At 39.6% G+C, this 15,274-nt stretch carries 14 protein-coding genes and 1 tRNA gene; 3 read left to right on the top strand and 12 right to left on the bottom strand.

The window, feature by feature from the left end; all coding sequences use genetic code 11:
- Positions 1-10: 10 nt before the first annotated feature.
- A complete protein-coding gene (locus tag ACL9RF_RS17395) occupies positions 11-2,518 on the bottom strand; it encodes a TonB-dependent receptor (protein ID WP_422801918.1) in 2,508 nt (835 codons plus the stop codon).
- A 111-nt stretch (positions 2,519-2,629) separates the two neighbouring features.
- On the opposite strand from ACL9RF_RS17395, the gene ACL9RF_RS17390 reads away from it, so the two are divergent.
- Entirely contained in the window at positions 2,630-3,658 is a 1,029-nt protein-coding gene (locus tag ACL9RF_RS17390; protein WP_422801917.1) for a helix-turn-helix domain-containing protein, read from the top strand.
- Between the two features lie 364 nt (positions 3,659-4,022).
- On the opposite strand, the gene ACL9RF_RS17385 is transcribed toward ACL9RF_RS17390, so the two are convergent.
- From ACL9RF_RS17385 to ACL9RF_RS17355, 7 genes are all read right to left on the bottom strand, one after another.
- Positions 4,023-4,964 carry an MBL fold metallo-hydrolase RNA specificity domain-containing protein gene (locus ACL9RF_RS17385; RefSeq protein WP_422801916.1) on the bottom strand — a complete coding sequence of 314 codons (942 nt, stop codon included), beginning with the start codon at positions 4,962-4,964 and terminating at the stop codon, positions 4,023-4,025.
- The gene (gene coaE / locus ACL9RF_RS17380; protein WP_422801915.1) at positions 4,964-5,551 is read right to left on the bottom strand and encodes a dephospho-CoA kinase; all 588 of its coding nucleotides are present in this window, start codon (positions 5,549-5,551) and stop codon (positions 4,964-4,966) included. Before coaE ends, ACL9RF_RS17385 begins: the two co-directional genes overlap by 1 nt.
- Positions 5,552-5,557: 6 nt before the next feature.
- Entirely contained in the window at positions 5,558-6,505 is a 948-nt protein-coding gene (locus tag ACL9RF_RS17375) for a CdaR family protein (protein ID WP_422801914.1), read from the bottom strand.
- A gap of 85 nt (positions 6,506-6,590) precedes the next feature.
- Positions 6,591-6,908 carry a preprotein translocase subunit YajC gene (gene yajC / locus ACL9RF_RS17370; protein WP_422801913.1) on the bottom strand — a complete coding sequence of 106 codons (318 nt, stop codon included), beginning with the start codon at positions 6,906-6,908 and terminating at the stop codon, positions 6,591-6,593.
- 26 nt (positions 6,909-6,934) lie between these two features.
- Positions 6,935-7,381 (bottom strand): DUF1573 domain-containing protein, encoded by a 447-nt coding sequence (locus ACL9RF_RS17365; RefSeq protein ID WP_422801912.1) that lies wholly within the window; start codon positions 7,379-7,381, stop codon positions 6,935-6,937.
- A gap of 3 nt (positions 7,382-7,384) precedes the next feature.
- A complete protein-coding gene (gene nusB / locus ACL9RF_RS17360; protein WP_422801911.1) occupies positions 7,385-8,332 on the bottom strand; it encodes a transcription antitermination factor NusB in 948 nt (315 codons plus the stop codon).
- Between the two features lie 61 nt (positions 8,333-8,393).
- Entirely contained in the window at positions 8,394-9,461 is a 1,068-nt protein-coding gene (locus ACL9RF_RS17355; protein ID WP_422801910.1) for a Glu/Leu/Phe/Val family dehydrogenase, read from the bottom strand.
- A 685-nt stretch (positions 9,462-10,146) separates the two neighbouring features.
- Here ACL9RF_RS17355 and ACL9RF_RS17350 point away from each other — a divergent pair.
- Together ACL9RF_RS17350 and ACL9RF_RS17345 are read left to right on the top strand one after the other, a co-directional pair.
- Positions 10,147-11,925 (top strand): ABC transporter ATP-binding protein, encoded by a 1,779-nt coding sequence (locus ACL9RF_RS17350; RefSeq protein ID WP_422801909.1) that lies wholly within the window; start codon positions 10,147-10,149, stop codon positions 11,923-11,925.
- 523 nt (positions 11,926-12,448) lie between these two features.
- Positions 12,449-12,522 (top strand) — tRNA-Ala (locus ACL9RF_RS17345).
- Positions 12,523-12,768: 246 nt separating this feature from the next.
- Here the strand turns inward: ACL9RF_RS17345 and ACL9RF_RS17340 are convergent.
- The 4 genes from ACL9RF_RS17340 to rplU form a co-directional block, all read right to left on the bottom strand.
- Positions 12,769-13,026, bottom strand: coding sequence for a hypothetical protein (locus ACL9RF_RS17340; RefSeq protein ID WP_422801908.1), 258 nt, complete (start codon positions 13,024-13,026; stop codon positions 12,769-12,771).
- A 1-nt stretch (position 13,027) separates the two neighbouring features.
- Entirely contained in the window at positions 13,028-14,323 is a 1,296-nt protein-coding gene (locus ACL9RF_RS17335) for a DEAD/DEAH box helicase (RefSeq protein WP_422801907.1), read from the bottom strand.
- A gap of 125 nt (positions 14,324-14,448) precedes the next feature.
- Positions 14,449-14,712, bottom strand: a complete 264-nt coding sequence (rpmA, locus tag ACL9RF_RS17330; RefSeq protein WP_422801906.1) for a 50S ribosomal protein L27 — start codon at positions 14,710-14,712, stop codon at positions 14,449-14,451.
- Between the two features lie 44 nt (positions 14,713-14,756).
- Positions 14,757-15,068, bottom strand: a complete 312-nt coding sequence (rplU, locus tag ACL9RF_RS17325) for a 50S ribosomal protein L21 (protein ID WP_422801905.1) — start codon at positions 15,066-15,068, stop codon at positions 14,757-14,759.
- Positions 15,069-15,274 lie beyond the last annotated feature (206 nt).

Genomic DNA, 15,274 nt, shown 5'->3' with positions numbered 1-15,274 from the left:
TTCTGATCTGTTATTTACGTTTCACGAAATAGTAGCGCAGCTTTATGTAAAAACTTCTTCCTGGTTTTTGAAGACTGAAGTTGTCATATAGCAAGGCATTTTCAATATTACGTGCTTCAAAGGCGATATTGTATTTACCGTCCTTCATGATATAGGTAGCCGAAAAATCGCTATACATCTGCTTTGGGACAAAGGCCTTGGACGACTTTTCAGCAAATACTTCGGAGTGGAGGTAGATCTTTTCTACGAAATTGAAAGCATAGTTTAAATTTAAGGTGTTCCCTTTAGCAAAAGCATTATGCACATAGTAGGATGCATCTACATTCCAAAAGAAATACGGCAAATTTGGCATACGTGTGTCGTAAGCACCGTTTTCAATTTTGTTGTCGGTATCCTTAAACCGTGCCTTATCGCGAATATCCATATAGGTCAATGTGGCACCGAGTGTAGCCTTATCTTTATAATAAACACGTGCTTCAACGTCGGTTCCTAAGCGCGTAACACGGCCATGATTGTTGTTACGGTACAGCGATATACCATTTAAATCATCGCCTAAACGGCCAATTGTTCTTTGAATAAAATTGTAGGTATCGCGATAGTACCCCGACCAATCTACATAAAGGCTGAAAGCGTTGTTCAATGGTTTATTCAGTGTAAGGCCAATATTATAATTATTGGATTCTTCGGGTTTTAATGCAATATTCCCTTGTTCTAATATTTCATCTCCAAATAGTTCCCGGTCTGTAGGTAAACGGTAGGCTTTTTCTGCCGATGCTTTTAACTGCAGATCTTTAAAGAAATAGGTGCTGGCGACACCGTACCCCATTTTACCTACGTTCTCCTTCCGACGGTAGGTCATTTGATTTTCCATCTGTGGTCCTGAAGCTTGATTTGTATAATGCTTGGCCAGGATATTGGTATTCCATTTACGCTTCAGGGTAAATCTATACTCCACGCCTAAGGTGTTTTTAAAACTTGATCTACTCATACTATCCGATGCTGTTGGAAGATCTGGAAATAGATTTAGCGCTATCTCTTTCACATCAGGGCGACGTGTAAAACCCGTTAAGATATTATTTACAGCAATAGAATGACTTGAATTAATACGGTACCCAATGTTTAAATTGGCCGAATGGTTGCTGTTTGCATGTTCTGTTAATCCGAAACTGGCTTCACCATAGGTTGTACCAACACCACGTAGATCCTTTATTAACATGCGTTCGCCTGTCCAACTGTATTTATAGGATGAGGTATCTACTGTACCTGCCTTTTCATAATTGTAGTTTGCATTTAATCGTACACTAAGTCCCTCGACAAATAAATCGCGTTTATCATAGGTTATAGAGGGTAAAAACGATTTGCTATGTGCCGTGCGTTGCCCATAAACATAGCGCATCTCGGCACCATGTTGTATATCGCGATGTACCTGCCCTAAAGTTAGGCCAAAGAGCATTCTATCGGCCCATTTTTTACCCACAATCCCTAATTTTGCCATGACCGTCTCATTCCTATAGGTATCGTGAAAACGTTTAAACCAACGTGCGTCTTCAGACCATGTTGAACCATTTTGCCAGGCGTCATCTGGATCGGAAGGGTTTTTCTCTCTTTCGGAAAATATTCGATATACGGTTTTTACTTTGTAATCGTTGGCAGCATAGTTCTGAAAGGCATTTACCTGTAAGGATAGGCCCGAATTAAAGGTGTGATTCAATCCGATATTTGTCTTATGGGTATTAAATGATCCATACGCATAGGAGGCGTCTAATGTTGTATTGGCTGTACGGTTTGTGACAATATTAATAACGCCACCCAGTGCATCTGCACCAAACTCTATAGGTACTACACCTTTATACACCTCAATACGCTCGGCCATATTAACCGGAATATTATTCAGCTGAAACGCGCTGCCCATACCTTGCATGGGTACGCCGTCGATAAAAACACGGATGTTACGGCCGGTAAAGCCATTCAGAGTGATACTCATGTCGGACCCAACGCCACCACTCTCCCGAATTTTAACCCCTGATGCTCTATCTAATAGATGTGCCAAGTCTAAAGTGGAGTTATAATGCGACTTGGCATCTAATGCGACCACATTAAACGGTGATTCGCGTACCTCTTGAATTCCTGTTTTACTGTGTACAACAACTTGTTCGATATTTGTGCCGGGGTCAGTGGCCAATACCAGGTGCTGATGGCTGTCGGTATGTTTCAGGCTCACTTTTTTTGTGGTCGATAGGTATCCTACTGTAGAGGCTGTAAGCTCATATTCTCCGGGTACCACTACCAACACAAAATTTCCTTTTTGATCGGTTTGCGTACTGTAGTTTGTATTTTTAAGATATACCGTAGCTTTGATCAACTGCTTACCTTTGCTGTCTTTAACGGACCCAAGGATCTTTATATTTCGTGCCCTATGCTGGCTATAGCTTGGATTAATCGTAAATATGCTTATGCATAACATACAAAATATAAATGCGTAATAGTTAATTCCTTTTGGCTTGACGTAAAAATTCATTTTAATTTAGCGTTATTGTTATTTAGATTAATTATGAATAACTTCGCAAAGATACTGTTGCTGCGGGGAGCGTAGTAGCGATAAAAGGGACGATTAATAGCGAAAAGTGGTATGCGATTATTTCAAAGAATTGAAGAACTAGATTATTCTTTTTACGATTTAAATGTGGATGATAGGTATGTGGATGATGCCGATATTTGTGTAGAAAATAATGACTTTCAGAAAAATAATGAGGTCAGCATTCGCTGCAAGACAATGCATACCAATGGTTTGCATATATTTGAATCTTCCTTAAAAACCCAAAAAAAGCTAGCTGTTTCATGGATTACCGAAGGTCCTCATATTCGCTACTTCTTTCATTTGGGTGGCTGTTCGCGTGTGGAAAACGGGGCGGGTCGTGAAAGTTATCAGCATCGCGTGGGCATGCTGCAGCGAAATTTTTTGGATACCGTGGGTGGCGGTGGAACGGTACATATCGAGGCAAATAACGAGGTTAGTTATGTTATATTAAAAATGTCGGTAGATTTTTATACCCATCTTTTAGCAGCAGAAAGATGGATTAAAAACGACTCCTTCCATAAATATGTTTTAACTGGTATTCCCGAAAATCGACCGAACGAAACTTTGTATATTGATTTTCGGATATTGCAGATTTTGGAGGATATCCGAACCTGTGATCAGCTGAATAATCAACGTTATCATTTCTTAAAGCTCAAACTTCGGGAGTTGATGTTTATGATTTATCAACAAACAAACTATGGCGCTGGTACGCATCAGGCATCGCTGCCTGGGAATAATTTAGAAATGATTCGGGCATACTTAATGCATCACTTGGATAATCCGCCGAGCAGTATTTTTTTAGCGCGTAAGTTTTTTATGAATGAAAAAAAATTAAAACAAGATTTTAAAAACACCTATGGTAAAACGATTTATGCTTTTATCGTTCAGCTGCGTATGGAAAAAGCACGAAAACTGTTGTTTGAAAATTATAATGTTAATGAGTTGGCATTGCTGTTGGGTTACCAGAGTGTTTCACATTTTATTAAGGTTTTTAAAGCCCATTTCGGAGATACACCTAAAGAGTTATTGAAGAAATACCAAGCCATTAATGATTTCAAACATCGGTACTTCGATACCTGAAAAAGCGACAATAGCTTATTTTAAATGATGTGTACAATTCTAGATTAAAGCGGGATGGCGGCGTTTTTTTTAGTCTTTCAGTTGCTTTAATGGCTACGTAAGTACGCTACACCTAACTATTTAGGCAGAAGGGTTGGCTTATGCATGCAGCCTTAAGGGTTAGTATACCAACAGCCTATCAAAAGACTATCCTGCAGCAGTCGGAAAATTATATTTTTAGGGTAGAAATTAAGGCTTACTGCCTGTGCTAATAAAACAATTAGACATATCCTTAGGTTGTGGGTAGTGGGATATGTCTAATCGAACTGCTTTTTAGTACTGCATGCTGCTATTTGCGATTGGCTGCTGCGGTACGCTACATATATTACAAGCTGCGCACAAATAATTGCTCTTTAAAGAAATCCTTCAGCAGCTTCCCATCGCCGTGTACCGTCCATATCTCACGCGGTTGCACTTGTGTGATAAAATGCAGGAGGTCGTTCCAGTCGATATGATCGGAAATATATAGCGATAGATCATTATGCTGCTGTAAGCGCTTCCATCCGGAGGCAAATACGCGAACGACATTTTTTGCCCGTATATAATTATTAAAGGTTATTGGCGGCACTAAATATACGTTATCCGTTCCCTCTCTTAAGGCTTTCCTATGGTAAGGCTCATACTGCAGTTTCACAAATCCCAAGGTGTCATAAATGCGGTGCAAGGGCATAATATTGTGGTGCACATATACTGTTTTCTGCGGACAGTGGGTGTTTAATAGGTTCGTGAGCCGTTGGGCTTTGCCTAGACCATAACATCCCAGCATAATATTATGGGTGGTATCGCCCAGTTTTTTAATTTCGGCAATAGGATCGGGATGCTGTACTTCAGGATTGGCAAAGGTAGTTTCGGTAATCAGTACATCCGCTTGCACATAACCTATAGGCTCGCAGGTGCTATCGGGCTGCAGTTTATAATCGCCCGTATACAGGTACTTTACCCCTTTGTATTGCATTAAAATTTGTGCAGAGCCCAGAATATGGCCTGCAGGTATGAATGTTAACATTACGCCGTTTAATATAAAATCTTGCGCATAGGATATTTTATGGTAGGAAGATTCCGGCTGTTTAGTAAATCTAAATTGCATAAAGGCTATCGTTCCTGCGGTAGCATATATCGCCTGATGACCGGGTACGGCATGGTCGCCATGTGCGTGGGATACAACAGCTTTCTTTACGGGGTATTTGGGATCTATATAAAAATCACCATAGGGGCAGTAGAAACCGGATGCTGTCTCTGTCAGAAAATCGGAAAGGATTTCGGGCATTATATATGTACTAGTTTTTGATGTATATTAATTATTTGAGGCAACAGGGGGCTGTGCTGATCGTTGACGATAACAAAGTCTGCCTTTGCTATTTTCTCCGCATCGGGCAGTTGCTTTTGTATCCGGTTGATGACTTCCTCCCTACTGACCGTATCACGTTCTATAACGCGTTGTATACGTAGTTCCTCGGGAGCAGTTACCAGAATAGTGTAATCTAATGTTTTATAGGAGCCTGTTTCAAAAAGGAGCGCTGCTTCTTTGAGACTATAGGCTGCAGTTTGTTTATCGGCCCATGCTACGGCCTCTTGTATCACTACTGGGTGAACAATACTATTGATTAAACGGAGCTTATCTGCATGGTTAAATACAGTCTCCGATAGGAGCCGCCGATTTAGGGAGCCATCGTTAAAATAAACCTCAGGGCCAAAATGCGCTATCAAGGCCTCACGCACGCTGGCATTGGTTACCATAATTTGCTTCGCCTCCCAATCGGCATCATAAAATGGAACGGCCATGGTTTTAAATATTTTAGAAACGAAGCTTTTTCCAGAGCCTATACCACCTGTAATACCTACTTTTAATGACATAATGATTTATTTACGGACGAAGAAATCAACATTCTGGGGTTCTATTTTCACGATCTGCACAAAATCGGGCATTTTCGTAATTAACACCGGGAGATTGGGGACTTTATGCTCCTCCCAGTTATCCATATCTACAACCGCTTCAAAATCCCGCGCCGTCCATTTCGCGTAGTCTTTTAGCGATACTATTGTCGTAATTGTAACTTTACTCGGAATGGTACGTACCGAGCTATAGCGCTTCCCATTTTCAATTTTTAATGGTACCTCAATAATTTTCTCCGTTAACTCGCCTACAGGAATTGTAACCTCAGCAAAGGTAGGGTAAATCGAAATATTAGTCCGCTGCCGCTTATTAATATTCGCTACAGTACGCACATCGGTATGCGTCTGTACCCCCACCACGGTATCGGTTTCCAGGTATTCTATGGTGGAGACATCCTCCAAAGGACCGGTTATTGTAATATACTGGGGGGTAGTTTTGGTATCGCCAATAATACCATATTGTTTTTTAAAGGCGATGTTTAGGGGTACGCGTACTGGTACCTTACGCTGGGTCTGCTTCGAGAAATCGAAGTATAACGTATCCGGACTTACCCGTATGACTTGTTTGTCTGAAGGAAATTGCCGGTTTATAAAACCGATCTGATTGCCAAAAACAATATAATTGCGGGAATTAAGGCTGCTTAAGTCTACCTGTATATCCACGGTATCTGGGCGTAGTTTGTGCAATAGCACATTCCAACCACTCATTTTAACCTGTATATTTACGGTATCCGATTGTAAGGGATGGAAAGCACGCTTCTCTGGAATATTAACATATTCTATACCTGCAGTTAGGGTAAAGTTATATTTATTAGAAACGGCAATAAGTGTCCATGCGGCAAAAGAAATAATAAGACAACGCATAAAGATCGATATCTTCCGGCGTTGCATTTTGCTTATTTTTCGTTGCTTCATACCAACAAAGGTAACAATTACTAACAACGAAAAAAAGCTACCATTTTCGGGTAGCTTTTTTATTATCTTTTAAATACAGTAGGCCTTATTTAGCATCAGCTGCATTTAATGCTTTAGAGGCATCTAATGAAATCGCCGTCTTATCGAAACGAATTTTAACCCCTGAACCTACATCTACTAAAAAAGTAGTATCGCTAACTTCAACAATACGGCCATGGATTCCGGCTGTAGTTACGACTCTAGAGTTTACATTTAATTCTTCGATATATTTTTTATGATCTTTTTGTTTCTTCATTTGCGGTCTGATCATAAAGAAGTAGAATACTACTACTATTAAAATCATTGGCAAAAAGCTAAGAATACCACCTCCACCTGCGGCTTGTAAAAATACTGTTGAAATCATATTTACTTGTTGTTAATAGTTTTAAATTATTTCTCGACTGTCCCTTTTAATTGAATCGTCGTAACGTTATTCTCCGCATTAGAGCTTATGGTAATAATCTTCTGCTGCACCCCAACCTGTCCATGGCTATCAAAACTTACCTTTACTTCACCCTCTTTTCCTGGAAGGATAGGTTCTTTGGTGTAAGACGGCGTAGTACATCCACAGGATGCCGACACTTGGGCTAAAATAACAGGTGCTTTACCGGTATTTTTAAATTTAAAAGCATGATCTACAACCACACCTTCTTTCACCGTGCCGAAGTCAAATGCTGAACTTTCAAATTCGATAACCCCAAGGGCCTGTACAGCGCCAGCCGTAGTATCTTCATTTGCAGACTCGTCTACTCCTGTCGCTTTTTGGGCAGAATTATTTGTACATGCAGCCAAAATTGCTACCGCTGCAATGCTCATTAATAACGTTTTTAGTTTCATAAATTATTCTTTAAGTCCTCTTCCAACCTTACGTACACGTCCTTGTTTAGTAAGATCAGCAAGAATTTTGTCTAATATACCATTAATAAAGGTATTACTTTTTTGTGTACTAAAAATTTTTGAGAGCTCAATATACTCATTTATGGTCACTTTAACAGGAATAGATGGAAAATTTATCAATTCACTAATGGCCATACGCATTAATAGAATATCCATTAACGCTATCCGGTCGGCTTCCCAGTTTTTTGTTTTCGCAGCAATCATTTCTTGGTATTCTTCGGAATAACGGATTGCTGTTTTTAACAATTCAGCGATAAACTCCTCATCTTCGTCCCAACTGGGCGTCAAGTTGGCAAGTTTATTCTGAGCGGCGTTCTCAGAACTAAAGTTTTTGAACGTTTTTGCAATCATAGCCTGCAACACTTCTTTATCTACAGACCAGTTGATAAATTTTTCTTCGAATACCTGTTCGATATCCACAGACTTCATAATAATCTTTTTGAAGATATGTTTAATAATATCTTTCTCTGCATGGATACTACGGTCTTCCATTTGAAGGTAGTCCAGGTAGATCTCTGAATCTTTAAGCTGTGCAAATATGGAACGTACAATTTCAGGGTCAAAACCCCAGGAAACATTATAACGTTTTACCAGTTCTAAATAGTTTCTGTTCTGACGTAATGATTCGATAAATGTATTCGAATTCAGTTTTGTTGTCAGGATTTTGTCTTTTTCTGTGGGCAGAAATTTTGCAGCACGACTTTCCGCGTCCAAGACTACATACTCTGCCACCTCATCCAAAAGGTTCAGTGTCCAGATGTACATCTGGTTTACTTCTTCTACAGAGTTGAAAAGGGCTTTTTCAAACTCTTTAATGTGTTTATCTTCCGATAAGCTAAACGCGTAAAGCGTTTGTAATACCTTCATACGAAGGTGTCTTCTGTTTAACATAGTTGTGTATAAGAACGATTATTATATAAGAACGAATAAAAATTGATGGCTCGATAGGTATTTATCTTTTTATTTTAGCCATATCTAAAATACGCTTTTCGGCAAGCTGACGTGCCGCATCATACGTAGTGATATTTTCTTCCTTGGATTTTTGCAATACATGTCGCGTTGCAGAATAGATATTGCGCACTAAAGATTCTGTACGATCATTGCCGTAACCTTCCAGCTCGGAGTAGCAACTGATAAGGGCTCCAGAATTGATTAAGAAATCTGGCGTGTACAATATATTATGCTCCTTCAGCAGATGAATTGTTTTTTCTTCCTCTTTCAACTGGTTGTTCGCAGATCCGGCAATTATTTTACAGCGCATTTTTGGTACGGTCTCCTCATTCACCGTACCCCCAAGTGCACATGGTGCATAGACATCTACATCCAGCTCATAACTGGTAGAATATTGTATAGGTTCGGCTTTATATTTCGCGGCAACCTTCATTTTACGCTCCTCAGTCATATCCGAAACGTACACACGAGCATTCTCGGCACGTAACATGGATACCAACTGCTCGCCAACGGCTCCTACACCTTGAACGGCAATTTTACGCCCTGCCAAGGAATCATCACCATAAAGCTCCTTCACCGACGCCTTGATGCCATAAAATACGCCTCGAGCAGCGAAAACTGTAGTATCGCCACCACCATTCATGGAGGTAGGTAATCCAGCAACATAGTCTGTTTCAGCCTGAATATATTCCAAATCCTTTTGGGTTGTTCCCACATCTACCGAAGCGATGAAATTGCCATTTAAGCCTTCCACAAATTGACCGAAACGACGCATTAAAACTTCTGTTTTCTCGGTGCGGTTATTTCCAATTATCACAGCACATCCTCCACCCAAATTCAGACCCGCTAAAGACGATTTATAGGTAATCGCTTTTGATAGACGTAAAGCGTCTTCTATAGCATCCTCTTCCGAAACGTATGGCAACATCCGTACACCACCGATTGCTGGCCCTAAGGTTGTATCGTGAATCGCGATGATAGCTTTCAGGCCTACTGAAGGATCATTACAAAAGAATAGATTTTGGTGCTCCGAAGGAGCCATAAGACTGAAAATGGATGAGTTTTGCATATTATATACCGTTCAAATTGTGGCTTAAAAAGCACTACAAAAATAATAAATTAATTCATTTTATACTTAAATTATTAAAATATGTAGATTCCGTTATTCCTATGACATTAGCGCTAAGTACTGTCTTTGATTTAGGCAATCTGCAACCATTACGCATAGAAAATCCACCCGATAGCCTTAGGATAATGGCCTTATGATAGCTAGACTCCTGCATGGTTGCAGTGGTAACCTTATTATTTTTTAAGGCTTAATAGATCTTTTATATGGCTTGCAACGACCAACGCCAATTGTACGCCTATGGAATTGGTGTGATTGTATAATTTACTGCGTTCTGCACTAAGATATTTATCCACTAATATTTTTTTAATCGTAACTTTGTACCCACATCTTCGCTTCTTTGCAACACAGGGAGTATCGATATAGATGGATTTGCTTTCGGCTGGAATATTTGACTTCACTTGCCGGGGGTACTTTAGTTTATAGAGAGGCTTAGGCTTGTTGCTGAAATTGAAGCCATGTATTTAGATTAGTTGTTGTAAATTATTTGTAAATTTTATTGATGCAAAATAAGTAAATAAATCTATAATTTTTAGCAAAAACATTTTGCATTACTACTAATAGCAACAAAACAACAAACTGAAAAACAACACTTTAAGCTATAGGATAGCTTAAAAAACACAATTTAATGAAAGATCTCGCTTATCTAAACAAATACTTCTATAAATATCGTTGGCGACTTATCCCAGGGATTATTTTTGTTATTATATCAAATTACTTCGGTATTCTGCCCGCAAAAGTTATTCGTGAGGCCTTTGATTTGGTAAAAGAAAACATTGACTTGTATAGATTATATGACGGTTTTGAGCGTCAGGACTTAATTTATCAGGTGTTTGGTAGTAGCTTATTGTTTTTTGGTGTCGTTGTGTTGGTGCTGGCATTGATACGGGGGCTTTTCCTGTTTCTTATGCGCCAATCTATTATCTTAATATCAAGACATATTGAGTATGACCTAAAAAATGAAATCTACCAGCATTACCAGGAATTGGATTTTGCCTTCTTCAGACGTAATAAAACGGGAGATTTAATGAACCGTGCAACGGAGGATGTTAACCAGGTACGTAATTATTTGGGACCTGCGATAATGTATGCCATTAATACGGTGGCGCTATCTATTATGATTATCTATGCGATGTATGCTGTAAATCCTCGCTTAGCGACTTATGCCTTGCTCCCTATACCGATAATTTCGGTGCTTATTCTTTTTGTTAACCGTATTATTAACAAGCGGAGTACGAAAATACAGGCGCAGCTTTCAAAATTATCGTCTTTTGTGCAGGAGACATTCTCTGGAATCCGCGTGATAAAAACTTACTCTAGAGAGGCGGATAAAATGGAGACCTTTGCAAAGGAGAGTAATATATACCGCAACAGATCGCTGGACTTGGTAAGAGTGCAGGCTATTTTCTTTCCATTAATCATCTTTTTAATTGGCTTTAGTACCATTGTTACGGTTTATATCGGTGGTATGGAGGTCAACAAAGGAACTATAACCGCGGGGAATATCGCTGAGTTTATTATGTATGTGAACCAGCTTACCTTCCCTGCCATGTCTTTGGCTTGGGTAACCTCGCTGATACAGCGTGCCGCCGCTTCTCAAAAGCGAATTAATGAGTTCTTAAATACGAAATCGGAAATTATCGACGGTAATTTTAGCCAGCCTGTGAAGGGGCATATTCGTATTGAAAATCTTTCCTTTACGTATCCTGAAACGGGAATTAAAGCGATTGATAAGGTAAGCATCGATATTCCTGCCGGACAAACGTTAGCTATAATTGGTAAAACAGGATCTGGAAAGTCTACGTTAGCGAATTTATTGTTACGGATGTATGATCCGGATGAAGGAACGATTTATTACGATAATAGGGATATTAAATCGTATAAGGTAAAGGAGCTTCGCGCGCAGATGGGATTTGTGCCGCAGCAGGTTTTTTTATTCTCGGATACGATAGCGCGAAATATTGCCTTTGGTATGGATACGGTGGATATGAAGGCTGTTGAACGTGCGGCGAAAAATGCTGCAGTATACACCAATATTATTGCTTTTGATGAGGGCTTTGATACGCATATTGGCGAAAGGGGTATTACCTTATCGGGTGGACAAAAACAGCGGGTGTCTATTGCTCGTGCGCTGATTAAGGATCCCGAGATTTTGCTGTTTGACGATTGTCTATCGGCAGTGGATACCAAAACGGAGGAGGAGATATTGCATAACTTGGGCGGTATTATGAAAAATAAAACGTCTATTTTTATTGCACACCGTATATCGACAATTAAAAATGCGGACCATATTATTGTTTTGGATGAGGGTCGTATTATTGAACAAGGAAATCATCAGCACTTACTTGACCTTGGCGGCGAGTATGCAGAGCTTTATGATAAACAGCTGCTTAACAGTGTAACCTAGTTTTTCACGTTTTTACTGTTATATACTTCATTCCTTTACATATTAATATTTGTTAACTTGTATTATAGGTCTGAAGTTTATGTTCTTAGACCGTTCTTGGCACATTTTTGACGTATATGCGGCCTTCTGTTTTTAGACGCGGCGTCTGTGTAGGCTTTAACACTAAGGACTAGGGTACAGGGCCGCAGCGGTTGATGGGTAGCGACCGTTTCCTTGAGTAGGCAGTATGCGATGTATTTACAGCTTTGCATTTATTGACATGTAGGGCTACGCATAATTTTTAATGGGGTTTTTAGCCGTCACCCGGAACCATAGTTTATGCTAAGACACAATGAAACGCGGAATTTTGCTGTAACGCTTAATTCCTCTGTAATTGAATATTTTTAAAGGAAAAAAAACAGCTACACCGCTGCCCTATTGCGGCGTTAGGCCGACATTTGAGGGTTATTTTTGCTACAAATGGCATAAAGTATAATCTTAGCCTTGCAGGTAAAGAATAATTCCCTATATTAGCGCTCGCAATGGGGCATTAGCTCATTTGGCTAGAGCGCTTCGCTGGCAGTGAAGAGGTGATCGGTTCGAATCCGATATGCTCCACAACCTTTTAAAGGCTATCTCAAAAAAGATAGCCTTTTTTTTATGGTTTACCATTTTCTGATTTACTTTTACCTTCCTAATATAGCCGTTAAACTGCTGCTGTACTATAAAAAAAGATACCCTGTTTGCAGGGTATCTTTTTTTATAGTACAGGATTCTAAAATCCTTACCTGATAATCTGTGCGATTGATGTATAGTTATTGGCTTTAGTACGGTACTGTACTTTATGCTATAAGTTTGTGTTGTTTAACCTACTTGCACCAAGACATGGTAAAACAACTTCGCTGTAATCGTCGCTGCTTCGCCTTCTTGCAAATTATTTTCTACTTGCGGCATAACTTCAAAACCTGTAAACCAAGCTTCTAAACAATTGGGCACATCATTTTCCTTAACACGCTCTTCCAACAACTCACCTTGTATATGAAAATACGGGCCTTCGGTGGCTTCTACCTCGGCCTTAGGAACAGTAATTTTTATATAAATATCTTTCTCTATAGTCTGCATATTATCTAGGCTTACGGGCGTCTCTCCGGGTGTCCGAGGAGGGCTTTTTTTTCTTTTTATGATGACGGAAATCGGGCTTGCCTCCTTTGGGCTGCTCCTTAGCTGCTTTGGATTTTCCTTGCGAACTTTGAAGAGTAGATTTAGCTAAAAATTGTGGCGACATGCTTAAATCGTCCATTACTTTTACCGGAAGTTCGAAGCCAATAGTATACTGAATATCCTTGATGTACGGAATCTCTTCAACATCGCATAATGAAATCGCAAAACCTGCAGCGCCGGCTCTTCCGGAGCGCCCTATACGATGTACGTAGGCATCCGGCATATTCGGAATTTCATAGTTTATAACATACTTCAATAGGTCGATATCGATACCGCGTGCCGCAATGTCTGTCGCTACCAAAACTTTAATTGTTTTATTTTTAAAATCTTCTAACGCTTTCTGTCGGGCATTTTGGGATTTATTTCCATGGATAGCCGCAGCCGAAATATCTTGCTTATGCAAAAATTTTACCAACCTATCGGCACCATGTTTTGTGCGTGTAAATACCAATACGTTATCGTCGACATCGGTTTTTAACAATTGCAGCAGGGCCTTATTTTTATTAGCTTTTTCAATATAATATAAGGTCTGCTGTATGGTCTCTGCCGTTGTAGACTCGGGTGTTACTTCTACCTTTACCGGACGGTTTAAGATGCTGTCGGCCAACGCTTGAATAGCTTTCGGCATGGTTGCGGAAAAGAACAGCGTTTGTCTACGCTCGGGAATAACTTTTAACACGCGTTTTACATCGTGTATAAAACCCATGTCCAGCATACGGTCGGCTTCATCTAAAACAAAAATCTCTATCTGGCTAATGCTGATGATACGCTGGTTCATCAGGTCTAATAAACGCCCTGGCGTGGCCACAAGGATATCTACCCCTTTACGTAGCTCATTGACTTGATTATACTGGTTTACACCACCAAAAATCACAGTATGGCGCAGCTTTAGGTTCTCCCCATACGATTTAAACGACTCATCAATCTGTATCGCTAGCTCGCGCGTTGGCGTAAGGATCAACGCACGTATGGTACCTCGCTTATGCCCTTCGGGTTTGCTGGTGTTTAATAGTTGTAGAATAGGGATAGCAAATGCTGCTGTTTTTCCTGTTCCTGTCTGCGCACAACCCAAAAGATCGTGTCCTTTTAATATTTCGGGGATAGCCTGCTCTTGTATGGGTGTAGGATTTTCGTATCCTAAACTTTCTAGCGATGCCAATATAGGTGCGCTAACCTTTAACTCTTTAAAAGTCTTCATGTATTCACTTTGTTTTTATGGAGCAAAGGAACAGCCCTTCCCTCCTTTTGAATAGAAAAATTCTATTCAACAGTAAAAGCCGCCAAGAAACTTAGCGGCTTTTACGTATAATTTTAAGGCAAACCTTAGTTATTTTCAGCAGGAATTACTGAAACAAAAGATTTGTTATTTGCTTTTTTACGGAAAACTACTGTTCCATCAACTAGAGCAAATAAAGTGTGGTCTTTACCGATACCTACGTTAGCATCTGGATTGTGTACTGTACCACGCTGACGTACGATGATATTTCCAGCAATAGCTTTCTGACCACCGAAAATTTTGATACCTAATCTCTTACTATGTGACTCACGGCCGTTCTTGGAACTACCCGCACCTTTTTTATGTGCCATTTTTTTATTTTAATTTATGACTTGCGTCAGATTAAAAAATTCGATTATAAACTGATACCAGTGATCTGGATTTTTGTGAATTGTTGACGGTGACCGTTTTTCTTTTTGTAACCTTTACGACGTTTTTTCTTGAAAACGATTACTTTATCACCTTTTAAATGAGACAAAATCGTAGCTGAAACTTTAGCACCTGCAACATTTGGAGTACCTACAGTGAATTTACCACCGTCTTCTGCCAACAATACATTGTCAAATTCAATAGTAGCGCCTTCTTCTCCTTGTAAGCGGTGTACAAAAAGATGTTGGTCTTTTGCAACCTTAAATTGTTGCCCTGCTATATTTACTATTGCGTACATTGTTATTTAATTTTTTAATAATTATTTAATGAACCGCAAAGATAGGTCTTTGTATTCAATTATCCAATATTTTTTCTATTTATCAGAAAACACATGGCTGATGTAATTGCAGCGATCCATTTCCGCTTTCCTTTGCACTATTTTCGCACAACTTGCGACGCCATATTTCCTTGATAGAAAAACAGGCGAATTCTGCTCCTTTGGGA

This window comes from Sphingobacterium sp. Mn56C, assembly GCF_049319645.1.
In the GTDB taxonomy this organism is placed as follows: Bacteria; Bacteroidota; Bacteroidia; order Sphingobacteriales; family Sphingobacteriaceae; genus Sphingobacterium.
The sequence above is the reverse complement of the archived record's forward strand: the minus strand, read 5'-3'. Positions and strand labels throughout refer to the sequence as shown.